General features: G+C 36.9%; 16 protein-coding genes and 2 pseudogenes. All 18 read right to left on the bottom strand.

Annotated elements, in window-relative coordinates:
* Positions 1-115: 115 nt before the first annotated feature.
* Entirely contained in the window at positions 116-376 is a 261-nt protein-coding gene (spoVS, locus tag AB1280_RS03010; protein ID WP_020059065.1) for a stage V sporulation protein SpoVS, read from the bottom strand.
* A gap of 148 nt (positions 377-524) precedes the next feature.
* Complete coding sequence (locus tag AB1280_RS03005) at positions 525-1,319, bottom strand: TIGR00282 family metallophosphoesterase (protein WP_272188057.1); 795 nt, start codon at positions 1,317-1,319, stop codon at positions 525-527.
* A 431-nt stretch (positions 1,320-1,750) separates the two neighbouring features.
* Complete coding sequence (gene rny / locus AB1280_RS03000) at positions 1,751-3,313, bottom strand: ribonuclease Y (RefSeq protein WP_272188058.1); 1,563 nt, start codon at positions 3,311-3,313, stop codon at positions 1,751-1,753.
* 423 nt (positions 3,314-3,736) lie between these two features.
* Positions 3,737-4,162: pseudogene (locus tag AB1280_RS02995) on the bottom strand (recombinase RecA); the annotation flags it as partial.
* A 322-nt stretch (positions 4,163-4,484) separates the two neighbouring features.
* A pseudogene (gene recA, locus AB1280_RS02990) lies at positions 4,485-5,099 on the bottom strand (recombinase RecA); the annotation flags it as partial.
* A 152-nt stretch (positions 5,100-5,251) separates the two neighbouring features.
* The gene (locus AB1280_RS02985; protein WP_429754825.1) at positions 5,252-6,490 is read right to left on the bottom strand and encodes a competence/damage-inducible protein A; all 1,239 of its coding nucleotides are present in this window, start codon (positions 6,488-6,490) and stop codon (positions 5,252-5,254) included.
* Positions 6,491-6,511: 21 nt separating this feature from the next.
* A complete protein-coding gene (gene pgsA / locus AB1280_RS02980) occupies positions 6,512-7,090 on the bottom strand; it encodes a CDP-diacylglycerol--glycerol-3-phosphate 3-phosphatidyltransferase (RefSeq protein WP_429754824.1) in 579 nt (192 codons plus the stop codon).
* Positions 7,091-7,154: 64 nt separating this feature from the next.
* Positions 7,155-8,045: a helix-turn-helix domain-containing protein gene (locus AB1280_RS02975; RefSeq protein WP_429754823.1), complete on the bottom strand. Its 891-nt coding sequence runs from the start codon at positions 8,043-8,045 to the stop codon at positions 7,155-7,157.
* Between the two features lie 21 nt (positions 8,046-8,066).
* Positions 8,067-8,852 carry a DUF3388 domain-containing protein gene (locus AB1280_RS02970; protein WP_098917275.1) on the bottom strand — a complete coding sequence of 262 codons (786 nt, stop codon included), beginning with the start codon at positions 8,850-8,852 and terminating at the stop codon, positions 8,067-8,069.
* Between the two features lie 150 nt (positions 8,853-9,002).
* Positions 9,003-9,251, bottom strand: a complete 249-nt coding sequence (locus AB1280_RS02965) for a DUF3243 domain-containing protein (protein WP_272188062.1) — start codon at positions 9,249-9,251, stop codon at positions 9,003-9,005.
* Between the two features lie 101 nt (positions 9,252-9,352).
* A complete protein-coding gene (gene ymfI, locus AB1280_RS02960; protein ID WP_272188063.1) occupies positions 9,353-10,066 on the bottom strand; it encodes an elongation factor P 5-aminopentanone reductase in 714 nt (237 codons plus the stop codon).
* A 21-nt stretch (positions 10,067-10,087) separates the two neighbouring features.
* On the bottom strand, positions 10,088-11,374 hold the full coding sequence (yfmH, locus tag AB1280_RS02955; RefSeq protein ID WP_429754822.1) for an EF-P 5-aminopentanol modification-associated protein YfmH: 1,287 nt from the start codon (positions 11,372-11,374) through the stop codon (positions 10,088-10,090).
* Between the two features lies 1 nt (position 11,375).
* Positions 11,376-12,650: an EF-P 5-aminopentanol modification-associated protein YfmF gene (gene yfmF, locus AB1280_RS02950; protein ID WP_429754821.1), complete on the bottom strand. Its 1,275-nt coding sequence runs from the start codon at positions 12,648-12,650 to the stop codon at positions 11,376-11,378.
* A 131-nt stretch (positions 12,651-12,781) separates the two neighbouring features.
* Positions 12,782-13,741, bottom strand: a complete 960-nt coding sequence (locus AB1280_RS02945; protein WP_272188066.1) for an ABC transporter permease — start codon at positions 13,739-13,741, stop codon at positions 12,782-12,784.
* Positions 13,742-14,800, bottom strand: coding sequence for an ABC transporter permease (locus AB1280_RS02940; protein WP_429754820.1), 1,059 nt, complete (start codon positions 14,798-14,800; stop codon positions 13,742-13,744).
* Positions 14,793-16,325 carry an ABC transporter ATP-binding protein gene (locus tag AB1280_RS02935; RefSeq protein WP_272188068.1) on the bottom strand — a complete coding sequence of 511 codons (1,533 nt, stop codon included), beginning with the start codon at positions 16,323-16,325 and terminating at the stop codon, positions 14,793-14,795. The genes AB1280_RS02940 and AB1280_RS02935 overlap by 8 nt, the downstream gene beginning before the upstream one ends.
* Before the next feature lie 80 nt (positions 16,326-16,405).
* On the bottom strand, positions 16,406-17,488 hold the full coding sequence (locus AB1280_RS02930) for a BMP family lipoprotein (RefSeq protein ID WP_272188069.1): 1,083 nt from the start codon (positions 17,486-17,488) through the stop codon (positions 16,406-16,408).
* 89 nt (positions 17,489-17,577) lie between these two features.
* Positions 17,578-18,303: a GntR family transcriptional regulator gene (locus AB1280_RS02925; protein ID WP_272188070.1), complete on the bottom strand. Its 726-nt coding sequence runs from the start codon at positions 18,301-18,303 to the stop codon at positions 17,578-17,580.
* Positions 18,304-18,450: the final 147 nt, after the last annotated feature.

Raw genomic sequence — 18,450 nt, 5'->3', positions numbered from 1 at the left:
TGTTACAGCTGGCAACCAAAATCTTCTTGCAATAATCATTAGCTTGCCCCTTATGACTGTCCACAAATAGATGGATAAAAATGACCTGTTTGCAAATGCAAACAGGTCATCCAATTTAACGAGGCTCTACAATTAATTTAATTGCTGTACGTTCTTCACCATCAATCATAATATCTGTGAAAGCTGGGATACATATCAAATCCACACCACTCGGCGCCACAAATCCTCTCGCAATTGCTACTGCCTTTACGGCTTGATTCAATGCACCTGCACCAATTGCTTGCATTTCTGCTGAGCCACGCTCACGAATGACTCCAGCAAGTGCACCAGCTACAGAGTTAGGTACTGAAGTTGCTTTAACTTTTAATATTTCCATTGCTCGTTTCCTCCTCGTTTCTTTAAAAAATATTAGCGATTGAGTTCACTTTTAACTTATATTCACGAGCAATGATTCATATTCCTGCTAAAAATTCGTAATTTTTCTAAAAAATTAAAATATATTTTCTTTTCCAACTTTTTGTGTTTTATTCAAAAAATGGTTGATCATCATTAATTAAAATACGATCAATTTTTTTAGCTTTCCCTGTATTAGGATCTACATCAATTAACACGGCACTTAACTGCGTTCTTCCATTGGTTACTTCAAAACGTACTGGAAGGTTTGTTAAAAATTTCTTCAGCACTGCTTCACGATCCATTCCTAAAATCCCATCATATGGACCTGTCATCCCAACATCTGTAATATAAGCTGTTCCATCTGGTAAAATACGATTATCCGCTGTTGGAACGTGTGTGTGCGTACCAACAACTGCTGTAGCACGTCCATCTACATACCATCCTAGCGCTTGCTTTTCACTCGTTGTTTCCGCATGAAAGTCAATAAAAATAATGTTCGTACGTTTTTTTGCGATCTTAATCAATTCGTCCACTTTTCGGAACGGACAATCAATTGGTGGTAAAAATGTACGACCTTGTAAATTAATTACCGCTACTTCTACGCCATTACAATTTACAAAAATAAGTCCTTTTCCTGGCGTTCCTTCCGGGAAATTTGCTGGTCTTGCAAGGTACTTTGCATCATCAATAAATTCAAAAATTTCACGGTTATCCCATGCATGATTTCCAAGTGTAACTGCTTGTGCACCGCACTCTAAAAAATTACGATAAATTTTCTCTGTAATACCACGTCCACCTGCAGCATTTTCTCCGTTAATAATCGTAACTGTAGGTGTATATTTTTTCTTTAACGCAGGCACGTAATCTTGAATCATCTTTCTTCCTGGCGAGCCTACTACATCCCCAACAAATAAAATTCTCATTGTTCTTACCCTTTCCATCTATACATTCTTCGTAGTTTATTCTCATAAAGTGAAACTTTAATCACCCCTCACCAATTGGGCGCATGCCGGCAGTTTATCTTTTATCTGCCACCTAACTTCTTCAAAAAAGCGGAAGCGGCTCGCTGAGAGTCGCAGGACGTTGGAGCCCCCGATAAAGAGGCGCTTTTTGCCTCGTCCGAGAAGGCGAAACGACCGGAGATTCTAGCCGCTAGAGCTAGACATTACTTTCGCCGAATTGTAAGGTGGGAGTATTACTGCCCACGAATAGCGGGATAAATTACAACCTTCACTTATGAAAATACGGATTTGCTCACATTATCCTATTTCATGAGTCATTTCCGATTCTACAAGCTTTCTTATATTGTGTCCATTCTCAGCACAAAAAAATAAAGTGGTGCAACACCACCACTTTATTTTGCATATTCAACTGCACGAGTTTCCCGAATAACGGTAACTTTAATATGTCCTGGATAATCCAGTTCATTTTCAATACGTTTTCGAATATCACGTGCTAAACGATGAGCCTCTAAGTCATCAATTGTATCTGGTTTCACTAAGATACGAACTTCACGTCCAGCTTGAATTGCATAGGATTTCTCAACACCATCATAAGACTCAGAAATCTCTTCAAGCTTCTCAAGACGACGAATATAATTTTCAAGTGTCTCACTTCGCGCTCCAGGTCTTGCTGCTGACAATGCATCTGCCGCGGCCACAAGAACTGCGATAATAGAAGTAGGTTCTGTATCCCCATGATGAGATGCAATACTATTAATAACAACTGGATGCTCTTTATATTTTGTCGCAAGCTCGACGCCAATTTCAACGTGGCTACCTTCAACTTCATGGTCAATTGCCTTTCCGATGTCATGCAATAAACCAGCACGACGAGCCAGTTTTTCGTCCTCACCAAGTTCTGCTGCCATTAGCCCAGCTAAGTAAGCAACCTCCATAGAGTGTTTTAGGACGTTTTGACCGTAGCTTGTTCTAAATTTCAAACGACCTAAAATCTTAATTAAGTCTGGGTGTAATCCATGTACACCTACTTCAAATGTCGTTTGTTCTCCAACTTCACGAATATACTCATCCACTTCACGTCTTGATTTTTCAACCATTTCTTCAATACGGGCTGGGTGAATACGTCCGTCTTGTACAAGTTTATCCAAAGCAATACGAGCAGTTTCACGACGAATTGGGTCAAAACCTGATAATATTACTGCTTCTGGTGTATCATCAATAATTAGATCAATACCCGTTAATGTTTCTAACGTACGAATATTTCGTCCTTCACGCCCGATAATACGACCCTTCATTTCGTCATTTGGAAGATTTACAACTGAAACCGTTGTTTCGGCAACGTGATCAGCAGCACATCTTTGCATAGCTAAAGATAAAATCTCTTTCGCTTTCTTATCCGCTTCTTCTTTTGCACGTACTTCAGTTTCTTTTACCATAACAGCGATTTCATGCGAAATTTCATTTTCAACTTTTTCTAAGATAATAGCTCTTGCTTGCTCACGTGTTAGGTTAGAAATACGCTCTAATTCATCTTGCTGTTTTTGTACTAACTCTCCCACTTTGCTTTCCAAATCTTCAATCTGCTGTTGTCTTGCTACAAGAGATTCCTCTTTCTTTTCTAATAATTGCTGACTTTTCTCAAGCGATTCATCTTTTCGATCAAGGTTCTCTTCTTTTTGCATTAAACGATTTTCTTGTTTTTGTAACTCGCTTCTTCGGTCACGAATTTCTAATTCCGCTTCTGTACGAAGTGTATGAATTTCATCCTTTGCTTCTAATAGCGCTTCCTTTTTCAGTGCTTCTGCTTGACGATTTGCATCTTCTACAATGCGCTTCGCTTCATTGGTCGCACCGTTAATCTTCGCTTCCGCAATGGACTTTCGAACAAAAAACCCAACAACTGCACTGACGATGGCCAGCAAAATGGAGATGAGTATCCAAAATTCATTACCCATTATTTCACCTCCTCTTGCTATGAATGAAAAAAGACTGCATGGATGTACATTGTTTGCACCTACAACGTACAGCGATGACCGTCGTCCCGCCTTTTTAAGGGACTTTCTTCAATTCACAATTAAACTAGACATATGCTTATTTCGGAAAGTATACGTCCTCTCCGAATGTTACTTCTCTTCTTGAGAAGAGTGTGTCGTATATAATATAAGAAAAAATATACATTATCATTGTATCTACCGCTATTTTCATTGTCAAGCATTGTCTACCTTTACTTTCTTTACCTACAGTCAAGTGAAACTTCCATTAGTGAGGTTTCTTTACCTCTTGCCGATTATTAGTTGAACAAAACAAACTCATTTAAAATAGATTAATACCGTTCATAATTAGCAGGCTAAAAAATAAAAGACACGAAACCGTGTCTTTTAATCTTCAAGAAGAGTCATATCTTCTCCGCTTCCAGATGCACCCTCTTCACCAATACCATGATGCTCACGAATAAAGAATGCTATTTCGTCTGTAATCTCTGGATTTTCTTTTAAAAATTGCTTCGCATTTTCACGCCCTTGTCCTAAGCGTTCTTCATTATAAGAATACCAAGCTCCGCTCTTTTGAACGATATCAAGTTCAGAAGCCATATCTAAAATTTCGCCTTCTCTCGAGATCCCTTCTCCGTACATAATATCAACCTCTGCAACGCGGAAAGGAGGCGCTACTTTATTTTTTACTACCTTCACTTTTGTTTTATTACCAACAATATCGTTACCTTGCTTTAACTGCTCAGCACGACGTACTTCTAAACGTACAGTTGAATAGAACTTCAACGCACGTCCACCTGGAGTTGTTTCTGGCAAAATTCTATAGATTTTCCATCTCTATAGCGCGGACTATCTCTTCATCTCTTTACAGAGAGCCTTGCACTTCCAGCAGGAGCCTATCTTCTGCCGTACCCTACTCAGTTAACTTTAAAAGTCCTTTTCGGTAGTCTCTACACCTTCTTCAAATCCGTCTGAAGCTTGGCACGGTATTACCCTATTATTTGGAGGGCTTCACCGTTAGCAGCTATATAGCTACACCCTTAGGCAATAAGGTTCACAAGGTTTTTTGAACTTGCTATCACTAGCAAGGGAAACCCATAGTAAACTCCTTAATCTATAAAGATTAAGCAACCATTTGTTGATTTCCAAACATTACCCCAACTTTTTCACGAATTTGGTTAATGAAAATTGCGATTGTTTTTGACTTGTTAATTGCACCAGATAATTTACGAAGAGCTTGTGACATTAAACGTGCTTGTAAACCGACATGAGAGTCACCCATTTCTCCTTCAATCTCTGCTTTTGGAACAAGTGCTGCTACCGAGTCAATAACAATAATATCAATTGCACCGCTTCGTACTAATGCTTCAGCAATTTCTAATCCTTGTTCTCCTGTATCTGGTTGAGATAATAATAATTCATCAATGTTAACACCTAGTTTTTGTGCATATACAGGATCCATTGCATGTTCTGCATCAATAAACGCCGCTTGTCCGCCTTGACGCTGTACCTCTGCAATCGCATGTAAGGAAACCGTTGTTTTACCTGAACTTTCAGGTCCATAAATTTCAATAATACGACCTCGTGGATAACCGCCAACTCCAAGGGCTACATCAAGTGCCAATGAGCCACTTGGTATAGTTGAAATCTTACGTTCCGCTTGCTCTCCTAGTTTCATAATAGAGCCTTTACCGAATTGTTTTTCTATTTGTTTTAACGCCATATCTAATGCCGCTTGACGATCACTCATTCAAAAATTCCTCCTTAACTTAAATGCTAATCTTATTATACATATTTTCTTCCCATTATGCCAACAAAAATCGAACGTTTATTCGTTTTTTTATTTTCCAGTAGAGGAAAACCTCTATTTTTCTATATAAAATAACAAAAGCTAGAAGAGATTTATATCTCTTCTAGCTTCTTATACAGATGATAAAATCCGTATTTGACAGTTCGTTCACGAATTTGTTGACGACTTCCACTTAATGCAAGGGGAATAACTACTGTCGGTTGTTCATCTATTGCTAAGCCAATAAACACTGTTCCAGGTTCTTTTCCTTCAGATGCATCCGGCCCTGCTACTCCAGTGAAGCTAATTCCGACATTCGTTTGCATTAGTTTTTTCACACTTTCAGCAAGATAACGGGCACAATCTTCACTAACAGCTCCATCTGTTTGTAAAGTCTTTTCTGGCACATCTAGTACATGTTGTTTTACATCATTGCTATAACAAATTACGCCACCTTTAAACAGAGAAGATACACCGGCAACTTCAGTAATACGATCACCAAATAAGCCACCCGTTAAACTTTCAGCACATGCAATCGTTAAACACTTTTGTTTAAGCAAAGTAATTGCTTTTTTATGAAGAAGATCTTGATTATATCCATAAAAAAATTGCCCTACTCTTTGTAAAATCAATTCTTCTACATGATTTATCAAAGATTCAGCTTCTTTTGCATCATGGTGCTTTGCTGTCAAGCGAAGCGTTACTTCTCCTTCAGAAGCAAGAGGAGCAATGGTCGGATTCGTTTGAGCATCTATTAAATCTTGAATCGTTGCCTCTAATTGTGATTCTCCAATTCCAAAAAATCGAAGAGTACGAGAATATAGATTCTCACCAGATGTAAAAGGAAGAAGCCAATTCTCTACATAACTTGTATACATTGGATTCATTTCTTTAGGTGGTCCTGGAAGTAAAATATACACCTTGTTATCTTTACATAATCCCATACCCGGAGCCATACCATGATCATTTGCAAACACAGTTGCTCCCCTTAAAACAAGAGCTTGTTTTTTATTATTTTCTGTAAACTCTCTTCCCGTTCTTTTATAATAATCAGCAATGGAATCAAGTGCTATTTCATCATATACAAGCTCTTCCTGCAAGGAGGAAGCAATTGTTTCTTTCGTTAAATCATCTTTTGTCGGTCCTAAGCCACCTGTGAAAATCAATATATCGGCACGCTTTTGAGCAATTTCAATTGCTTGGCGTAAGCGATTATTATTATCTCCTACAACTGTGTGATAATATACATCGATTCCGATTGATGCTAGTTTTTCTGATAAAAACTTAGCATTCGTATTCGCAATTTGCCCAAGCAATAGCTCTGTACCAACCGCGATAATCTCTGCATTCATCTTCCATTCCCCCATAAGCCGTTATTTCGAATCAACAAATACTCCTCTATTTTTCCAGAAATAATCCCATCCTGAAATAATCGTGAAAATAAGTGCAACCCATATTGAAATATCTGCAATTGGGACATTAATTAAATTAAACGGAACATCGTGAAGTAAGTAGGCAGAAATTGCAATAACTTGCATCCACATTTTAATTTTCCCAGGCATTTTCGCAGCAGCCACTTCTCCTGTACCAGCTAATACAAGACGTAAACCTGTAACTGCAAATTCTCGGCTTATAATAACAACTGCCATCCAAGTCGCTACATAATGTAAATCTACAAGCGTAATTAATGCTGCAGATACTAATAATTTATCCGCCAAAGGATCTAAAAATTTCCCTAGATTCGTTACAAGATTATGTTTTCTTGCATAATGGCCATCAATCCAATCTGTCGCAGAAGCAATAATAAAAACAAGAGCCCCGACTAAGTGCTGAATTGGCAATTCTACATCTCCAATTGTATATACTCCCCAATCAAACGGAACGAGCATAATAATTAAAAATATAGGAATTAAGCAAATTCTTGATACAGTAATTTTATTTGGTAAATTCACAGCTATTCCTCCATCATGTCAAAAACGGTTTATGCATTGAAAAAAGTCATCGGAACGATGACTATTATTGTGCAGGTTGTTCTCCTAGGTTTTTAATCACTAAAATTTGATGATACATTTCCTCTGCATTTTGTGGAAATTCAACAGGTTGACCGTTAATTTTAATTTCAACATTTGATGCATTACCAATGTTTAAACGCACAACATGTTCTGATGACAAATCCTGTTGTTGTTTTTCATCCTTATTTAAAGTACCTGTATAAAGTTCTTTACCATCTTCGTTTTTAATATCTACATAGCTTGTACCTTTTGCAGTTATTTCTACTTTCAATTCTTTATTATGACGAAGTTCCAATGTAGATTCTTTCCCGTTCTTTTCAACAACTTTAATCTCTTGTTGAGCTGGATTTTGTTGCTGCCCAGGTTGTTGAGGTACTTCTTGTTTCTTCTCTTGTTTTTTCTCTTCTTTCTTTTGATCAAGAGGAGAATTTTCTGCTTTTTCCACTTCTGTTTGTGCATTTTTCGTTTGTTTTACTTGACTATCGTCATTTTTACCTAAAACAAACTGAAACACGAACCAAATTGCAACACCAACAGCAATAACAAGCAATGTAATTAAAATTTTAGGCATATGGTCTGCAATTTGTGATGACGCTGCTTTTTGTACAGTTTCCTGCGCCTTTTGTCCCGTGGAAAATTGCGGGACATCCTGAGAAATCGACTGCGGTATTTCGTGTCGATATTCTTCAAGTAGTGCCTCTCCATTTAACCCAACTGCTTCTGCATATTGTTTTATAAAGGCACGCGCGTAAAAATCTCCAGGCAATATACTATAATTTCCTTCTTCAATACTAATCAAATAACGTTTTTGAATTTTCGTAATTTCCTGCAGCTGATCGATGGAAAAACCTTTCAATTCTCGTGCTTCTTTCAGCTTTTGTCCTAATTCTGTCAATGCTAACACCTCAATATTTCTTTAAAAGTCGAACATAGAAAAATTATTTTGATTTCCTTGTTCAATTTCATCTACTAGACTGTATTGAATTTCTTCATCGTAATCATTTCTCAACTCAATAATGTAATCAAAATCATCAAGTGTATATTCTGACTGACTCACAAATACATCTGGATGCTCTACAACCTTTGTTGCTGGCAATCTCATAATTTCGCGAACAAGCTGCCAGTGTCGTTCATTTGCGCGCTTCGTTGAAACAATTCCATCTAAAATAAAGATATTATTATCATTATATTCATCTTCAATTAACTGACTGCGTACCGTCTGTTTAATAAGAGTCGACGATACAAAAAGCCAACGTTTATTTGCACAAACACTTGCAGCAACGATGGATTCTGTTTTTCCAACGCGCGGCATTCCACGAATTCCAATTAATTTATGGCCATCTTTTTTCATCAGTTCCGCCATAAAATCGACAAGTAAACCTAATTCATCACGAACGAAACGAAATGTTTTCTTATCATCCGCATCTCGCTGTATATATCTTCCGTGACGAACTGCTAATCGATCGCGAAGCTTCGGTGGACGATATTTCGTTACAGTTATATTATCCATCGTATTTAAAATTGATTCAAGTCTAGAAATTTGTTCTTGATTTTCACACATTAATAATAGTCCGCGCCTAGCATTGTCTACCCCATTAATTGTTACAATATTAATACCAAGCATACCGATTAACGAAGAAACATCACCAAGCAAGCCAGGTCGGTTTTTATGTATTTCATACTCAAAATACCATTCAATCATTTGATGCCCCCCCCTTGCTTACTCTACACCTACGTACTATATTATATGATTTTCCCCTAATAGGAAAGTGAAATGTACAATCGAAAACTCGATTTAATTGAATGATTCTCAAAATCGACAAAAAAAGAGAGGATTCTTCCTCTCTTTTCATTACTTATGATTGACCATTTTTACCATTAAATTTGCAATTGTATGTTGCTCTTGTTCATCTGCAACTTTCCATAGCTCCGCCAATAATTTTTCTTGGTCATTACGCGCTTCTACTTCATTTGCTAAATAATCCCCAATACGATAAGCCATATCAGAAATTGCACCGCCGTCTAAACCTTTTCCTTGCGCTTGGTCTAAACGTTCTCCTAAAAAGCCTTTCCATTGTTCAAAGTTATCTAATACTGACATTGTTATGCACCTCACTATAAAGTAATGGAGTCATATTTACTATTTGCCACTATGCTTTTTTTTATGTATGAGTAAAACACACTACTCCTTACTTTAAGCGATTAACAATGCCAGCCCCCATTTACTCCAATGATTTGACCTGTTATATAAGATGCTTGAGAAGAAACTACAAATGCAACTGTATTTGCAACTTCCTCTGCCATTCCTAATCGGCCAAGCGGAATTTCTTCTGCAATCTCTTGCTTTTCTTCATTCGAAAATACACGCAGCATTTCTGTTTCAATTGCACCTGGAGCAATCGCATTCACCCGTACACCGCTTAATGCAACCTCTTTCGCCAATGCTTTTACGTATGAATTTTGCGCTCCTTTCACCATTGAATACAACACTTCACATGAAGCACCTATTTGTCCCCAAATGGAAGAAATCACAACGATATTCCCACTTCGATTTCGAACCATGGAGGGAAGTGCAAATGAAACAAGTTTATATACATTTTTCACTTGCAACTCCACCATCTCATTTAATTGTTCATCTGTAACATCTGTCGTCAATCCAAAAACACTCTGCCCAGCCGCATATACAATCGCCTCAATTGGATGCTGAATTTGCGACCATAATTGCGAAGCACCATCTATTTCTGATAAGTTAGCCTGAACGGGAATAATATCTTTAAGTTCTTGTTCTAATTGCTGAACTCTCTTTTCGCCTTGATTATAATGAACATACACCGCGTAGCCATCTTTTACTAACCGTCTTACAATGGCAGAGCCGATTCCCCCACTTCCCCCGGTAACTAATGCAAACTTCTTCATCTTTTTCCTCTCTCTACTTCATTATTTCTTCGGAAGTACCTGGCAAATACTTACTCGTTCTTCTTTTAAAAAGTTCTTCACAACTGTTTGTAAATCTTGAATTGATAAACTTTCCAATATAGATAATGCGTCAAACAAACTAGAACCGTTAAATGCATATCGTGTGAATTGATTTGCAATATATTCTGGGGAATTTAGCGAACGTAAAAAACCACCTATTTTCTTCTTTTTCACACGTTCTAACGTTTCCGCGCATAACTCATCATAATTCGTTTGTAGTAAAATATCTGTTATTCGCTTTGCTAATTCATCTGGATGTTTCGTATCTCCACCAATCATCGCAAAACCAAAACTGCTTTCTTCTGTATAATCGTACGAAAACGTATCATCAATTAAACCTTCATTATACAATGTTTCATAATGGGTAGAACTTTTTCCAAATAAATAATCTAACATAAGAGTTAAAGCAATTTCTTGCTTTAACAAGTCTTTTCCTTGTCGCTTCAAGTCTTGCGTTTTCACACCAACTAAACATTTCGGTGTTTGTACCGGCATTGTAATCACCATTTTTTTCTCATTTACTTGTTCTGGTTCTTCATCAAAAGACCGAGCTATTTCAGATTGAGCAGTATAATTTTTTTTCGCTTGATTTTGACGCACTAAATCCATCGTTTTCTCTGGATCAATCGAACCAACAACAAATAGTAACATATTGCTTGGGTGATAAAATGTATGATAACACTCATACAACAAATCTTTCGTAATTTTACTGATTGAATCAATTGTTCCTGCGATATCAATCTTTACAGGATGTTCCCTATATAAACTGTCAATTAATCCAAAATATAAACGCCAATCGGCATTATCTTGATACATTTGAATTTCTTGCCCAATAATCCCCTTCTCTTTCTCGACCGTTTGTTCAGAAAAGTATGGATCTTGCACGAAATCTAACAATGTTTCTAAATTCTTTTCAACGTTTGATGTGCAAGAAAATAAATATGCAGTTCTTGTAAACGATGTGAATGCGTTTGAAGAAGCTCCCTGCTTACTAAATAATTGGAACGCATCGTGATCCTCTTTTTCAAACAATTTATGCTCTAGAAAATGTGCAATTCCATCTGGTACACGAAGCATATCATTTTTTCCAAGCGGCACAAACGTATTATCAATAGAACCATACTTTGTCGTAAATGTTGCATACGTTTTATTAAAACCTTGTTTTGGGAGAATGTATACTTCTAGACCATTGGGCAGTTTTTCGTAATACAGCGTTTCTTTTAATTGTTCATAAACGATTTTTTCCATCTTAAACTCCCTCCGTCCCATGTAAGAAGTAAATTGTATCTAGCTGAATATTATTAGCTACTTTGACGATTTCCTCTTTCGTTACTCGTTCAATCTCTGTTAACCATTCTTCTACAGGACGGCCATAATTTGCAATCACTTCATGGTACAAAAGTTCTACAAGACCGCGCGGCGTATCAATTGTCTCTAAAACTTGATTCTTAATCACACTTTTTGTTTGTACAATTTCCTCATCCGTAAAATCACCATTTTGCATTGCTATCATTTGTTCTTTAATAATCGTTACAGCTTTTTCATAATTTTTCCCCTCAATTCCAGACATTACGAACAGAAGTCCTTTATGACTTTCATAACGAGAGGCAGCATAATATGCCAAGCTGTTTTTTTCACGTACATTCACAAATAATTTTGAATGCGAAAAACCACCAAACAAGCCATTAAATAACTGCAGCGCAAAATAATCTTCGTCGCGATACGTAATATATGTGCGATATCCAATATTTAATTTACTTTGCTTTAGTTCTTGTTTTTCTACAACCTCTTGTTCTTCTTCATTTTTCTTATGAAGCAATACACTTCTTTCTTTCGGTTCACGTTTAGAAACAGAAAAGTATCGTTTCACAAGTTCAAGAGCACCTTCTTCAATATCACCTATAATATATAAATCCATTTCATCTTCATTTAATACTTTTTTATAATATTGATACAACGTTTCGTTTGTAATATTAGAAACACGCTCTTTTTGACCATTTGCACTTAAACGGTACGGTTCTACTTTACACATTTCTTCGATGAGACGTTCATTTGCATAGCGCATTTTATCATCAAACGTAGATTCAATACGCTGCACCAGTGCACGTTTTTCACTTTCTACAACCGTTTGTAAAAAACCATTTCCTTCTGTTGCTGGTCTTAATAAAATATCAGCAAGCATAGCAATTGCTTTTTCAAAGAGAGGCGGTGCTTCTTGTAAATATGTTTCATTGGCAATGTCTATATAAATAGAAATAACATGATCCTCACCTTTTTTGCTTACATCAACAGCTAATGACGAACCATATAACTCCTCTAAATATTGACGAATTCGAATGACAGACGGGTGTGTTTCTGTAGCACTTTGTAATACATAAGGCAGCAAAGCGCGTTCTGTTACTGTTTCTTCACATAACGGTGACTTTAACCGTAACACAAATGTATTCGTTTTATATTTTTCTGTTGGAATCATATGTACACGTAATCCACCTAATTCATGTGTTTCTTGTTTTATAAGATCCATTTGTAACCCTCCTCTAAAAAGGAATTTTCTTCTTCAATATACAGTTTTCACAAAAGAAAATGCAAATTTTCTCATGTATTAACGTTATTGTATGTAAAAAAACTCGCACTAATGTGCGAGCTTTTTAGCTTTTATCGTTTTCCTTTTTCATATGGTGTTCCAAGCGCTTTCGGAGCTTCGGAACGTCCAACAAAACCGACAAGTGCAAATATTGTTAATACATATGGTAATATCGTTAAAAAGATACTTGGAATTTGATCTATAACAGGAATTGTACCACCTGTAACACCAAGTGACTGTGCAAATCCAAAAAATAACGCTGCACCTAGAGCTCCAATTGGATGCCATTTCCCAAAAATCATTGCTGCTAACGCTAAAAATCCTTGCCCTGTAATTGTAGCCCCAGAAAAGTTATTTGAGATAGACGTTGAAAATACAGCACCGCCAACACCAGCAAACATACCCGATAAACAAACTGCGATATAGCGCATTTTATAAACATTAATACCCATTGTATCAGCTGCCATCGGATGTTCCCCAACAGCACGTAATCGTAAACCAAACGGTGTTTTATAAATCACATACCAAACTACGAATGCTAAAATAATTGCAATATAAGAAGTTAATGGTACATCAGAGAAAAACACTTTTCCAATAACAGGAATATCAGAAAGGCCCGGAATATCAATTTTTTCAATACGATATTGGATAAAATCAGTTTGACCTTTTCCAAAAATCTTTTTAATCGCAAACACTGATAACCCTAATGCTAAAAAGTTAATCGCTACTCCGCTGACAACTTGATCAGCACGGAATGTAATAGATGCAACCGCATGAAGAAGTGCAAATAATCCTCCGCCAATCGCTGCAAAAATAAGCGCAATCCACGGTGTCATCGCTCCCCATGTATCTCCCATTAATAGAGTTGTAACAACACCAATAAATGCACCAAACAACATTAAACCTTCTAATGCAATGTTAACAACACCAGAACGTTCACTAAACACGCCCCCAAGTGCTGTAAAAATAAGCGGTGCTGACGTATATAACGTACCTGTGACAAGAATGGCTACAATATCTAGGAAACTCATTTATTTCCCCTCCTTGCTAAAACGAGAAAGTGCCCATCGTAAAATGTAACTACAAGCTACAAAGAAAATAATACATGCAATAATAACATTAATGAGTTCAGATGGAACGTTCGCTTCAAAGTTCATTTGCGGTGCAGCACTTTTCAATCCGCCAAATAATAGTGCTGATAGCAAAATACCAAATGCATTATTTGCACCAAGAAGAGCCACGGCAATACCATCAAATCCTATTCCTGTAAAAGAAGACATCGCTGTCATACTTTGGAATGTTCCAAGTCCCTCCATTGCACCACCAATTCCAGCAAATGCACCAGCTATTGTCATTGATAATACAACATTACGTGACACTTTCATTCCAGCATATTTAGAAGCGTGCTCATTAAATCCAACCGATTTCAGCTCGTAACCTAATGTTGTACGATCTAATATAAACCACATAATAAGTGCTACAACAATCGCGACAACGATTCCCCAGTGCAGGCGAGAGCCATCTGTTAAAGAGGATAACCAAGAAGAAGCTAAAGACGCACTCGCTTTTATATCATACGATTTTTCATTTGCTTCATGTAGAAAATTCCTAATGATGTAATAAGTTACATAAAGCGCGATATAGTTCATCATAATTGTGACGATAACTTCATTTACCTTAAACTTCCCTTTTAAATATCCAGGAATAAATCCCCACAGTCCACCAACAAGCGCTGCAAATAATATCGATAACGGAACATGGAGGAAAGCTGGTAAAGAAACAGCATAACCGAACCAAACAGCAGCAAGCCACCCTACTAACAATTGTCCTTCTACCCCGATATTAAACAAGCCTGTACGGAAGGCAAACGCTACTGATAAACCAGCAAGAACAAGCGGAATCATCGTACGGAGTGTTTCACCTATTGCACGTGGATTCCCAACCATACCATCCCATAATGCGGTATAGCCGACTATTGGATCGTATCCACTCGTAATCATGACAATGGCTCCAACAAGTAAACCAAAAATAACGGATAATACAGGTACTAAAATGTTAATTGTTCGCTCCGTTAAAAATTTTTTAGCCATTTGTGTTCACCTTCTCTTTCTTCTTTCCCCCAGCCATTAACAGACCTAGCTGTTGCTCATTTGTTTCTTTTGCATTTACAATATCAACAATTTTCCCTTCATAAATGACAGCGACGCGGTCGCTTACATTTATAATTTCGTCAAGCTCTAGCGAAAGTAACAGAACTGCCTTTCCTTTATCACGCTGTTCAATTAATTTTTTATGAATAAACTCAATGGCCCCAACATCTAAACCGCGTGTTGGCTGTGCAGCAATTAATAAATCCGGATCACGATCTACTTCACGAGCAATAATTGCCTTTTGCTGATTTCCTCCAGATAATGCTCGTGCTGGCGTATGCTCACTCGGTGTACGAACATCGAACTGTTGAATTAACGATTTTGCTTTTTCATAAACCTTTGTAAAATTTAAAATACCTTTTTTAGAATATGGATTTTTATAGTACGTTTGCAGTACCATGTTATCTCCGATAGAAAAATCAAGAACAAGCCCGTGCTTATGACGATCTTCAGGAATGTGTCCAACACCTTCCTCTGTAATCCGTCTAACTGGCCAATTTGTTACGTCTTTCTCTCTTAACGTAATAGAGCCTGACTCAACTTTTCGTAAACCAGTAATCGCTTCTATTAATTCACTTTGTCCATTCCCATCGATTCCTGCAATACCAACAATTTCTCCTGCACGAACAGTTAAGTCAAGTCCTTTTACGGTAGGTAAATGACGTGCATCGTGCACAACAAGATTGGAAATTTCAAGTACATTTTCACGTGGTTTGGCGTCTGACTTTTCTGTTTTAAAATTCACTTGACGTCCGACCATTAATTCTGCAAGCTTGTTTTCATCTGTATTTGCAACGTCTACCGTTCCAATTCCCTTTCCTTTACGAATAATTGTACAACGATCACATACTTCCATAATTTCTTTCAACTTATGTGTGATAAGAATAATAGATTTCCCTTCTTGCACAAGCTTTTTCATAATATGAATAAGTTCTTGAATCTCCTGCGGCGTTAAAACAGCTGTCGGTTCGTCAAAAATTAAAATTTCCGCTCCGCGGTAGAGCGTTTTCAAAATTTCTACACGTTGCTGCATTCCAACAGAAATATCTTCTATTTTCGCATATGGATCTACCGACAATCCGTATTGCTCAGATAATGCTTTAATTTCTTTAGCAGCTTCGTCAATTGCAATTTTCCCGCTTTTCTTCGGTTCATTTCCGAGAATAATATTTTCTGTAACTGTAAAATTATGTACTAGCATAAAGTGCTGATGTACCATGCCAATTCCAAGATCATTCGCTACATTAGGATTGGTAATTTTTACAGATTCTCCTTTTATTTTAATTTCACCTTGTTCTGGTTGATACAACCCAAACAAAACATTCATAAGTGTGGATTTCCCAGCACCATTTTCTCCAAGTAAAGCATGAATTTCTCCCTGTTTCACTTGCAGCGTAATATCATCATTCGCCACAATTCCTGGGAATACTTTTGTAATATTATTCATCTCAATTACGTATTCCATATTAATCCTCCTAACAGGATAAAGTTCTTTATATATGCAAAGGTTAGTTCTTAGAACTAACCTTTGCTATTGATCTACCATTATTTTTTAAGAGAAGCTTCAAATGTTTTGTACTCATTTGGAGTAGAAGGTACTTTAATTTCACCACTTACAATTTTCTTTTTCAATTCTTCTACTTTTGTTAAGATTTCTGGATTTACTTTTTTCACGTTATCAGTTGTTTTTGCAATTCCAACACCATCATCTTCTAAACCGAACGCTTCTGTTTTACCGCCTTCAAGTTTACCGTCTTTTGCTTTTTGTGAAACTTTTTCTACTGCAACGTCAACACGTTTTACCATTGAAGTTAATGTTACATTTTCTGGCATACCTTCTTGGTTTTGGTCACGGTCAACCCCGATTACCCAAACATTTTCACCTTTTTTCTTGCGGTTTTTCGCTTCTGTAAATACACCGTTACCAGTTGCACCAGATGCATGATAAATTACGTCAACGCCTCCACCGTACATAGCTGAAGCTAATACAGAACCTTTTTCTGGTTTATCAAATGCTTCTGCATATTGAGATACAACTTCAATATTCGGATTTACAAATTTCGCACCAGCCTTGAAACCAGATTCAAATTTTTCAATTAGAGGACTTTTAATCCCTCCAATAAATCCTACTTTATTTGATTTTGTTGTCATTGCCGCAACCGCACCTACAAGGAAAGAGCCTTCATGGTCTTTAAATGTAATACTTGTTACATTCGGCTTATCAACTACTGCATCAACAAGTGCAAATTGTTTTTTCGGATTTTTTACTGCTGTTTCTTGGATAGCCTCTTGCATTTTATAACCGATTCCAAATGTTAAATTGTAGTTAGTGTCTACAAATTTTGCTAAGTTCGGAATATAGTCTGCATCCTTAGCAGATTCAAGATAGCGATATCCTTCATTTTCTTTTAGTTTGTTATCTTTACCAAACTTTTTTAAACCTTCCCAAGCAGATTGGTTAAATGATTTATCATCTACTCCACCAACGTCTGTAACCATACCAACTTTAAAGTTTTTGCTGTCTTTTCCCTCTTTTTTCTCGCTTGACTTATCAGTGTTTCCACAAGCTCCTAAAATTGTGCTTGCTGCTAACGTTAATGATAATAAAATTCCCGCTTTTTTCTTCATACTAAAAACCCCTCCTAAAATATGTATCTAGTTCCTTACAAAACCATGTCCCTATTTTCTTGCTGTCACCTCCCTAAAATGGGCACAATCTACATACGTTTTCTTAACACATGGAAGCTAAATTTGTCTGCTCGAAAATAATTAATAGAATATAAGATCGGTTCATCGTTTTGATCATAGTGCATTTGCTTTAACACAAGTAATGCTGTTTCCGGTCCACATTCTAAAATTGGTGATATTTTAGAGTGATAACCAAGTGGTTCAATATGAGCAACAGCATATGTAATGCGTTTATGTGTATTTCTATGTATGACCGTAAGTAATGATTCCTCTTTGTATTCTGACAAATCAGGAAGAACTTCTTTCGGTAACTTATCAACGCAATAAACAACAGGTTCCCCATCTGCTGTACGAACGCGTTCAATCATAAGTGTTTCAAAACCATCTTCACTATTAAATTTTTCTTTTTCTTCTTCCGTTAAGCTTCCTACTGCTGATGATAGAAATACTGTACCTGGCTTTTTGCCTGCACTAGTAATCATATCTGTAATACTAGATAATTGTTCAATCCCTGAAGAAAACAATGGCTTTGCATTTACAAACGTTCCTACACCATGCCGACGAATGACAACGCTTTCTTCTTCTAAAATTCGAAGTGCTTCTCGCAAAGTCGCTCTACTAACGCCCAACTCTTTTGCTAGATCAAATTCGGACGGTAGCTTTTGCTTCTCTTTATATACCCCGCTTTTAATCTTTCCTTTAATGTGGTCAATCACTCGTAAATACAAGTGTCGACTATCTGACTTTACTGACATAAGACTCCCCTCGCACTTCACTTATTCGACCTCTGATGTAAGACCTCTTTTCTCTTTTTTCCACAATTAATATAACATGAATTCCCCTAAATAAAAATAAGAAAGTTGCAATTTGTCGAATAAGTGCTAATAATTTCGTTAAATGAA

Source organism: Bacillus sp. S10(2024), from assembly GCF_050473865.1.
Taxonomy (GTDB): Bacteria; Bacillota; Bacilli; order Bacillales; family Bacillaceae_G; genus Bacillus_A.
This window is presented reverse-complemented; position numbering and strand designations above follow the sequence as displayed.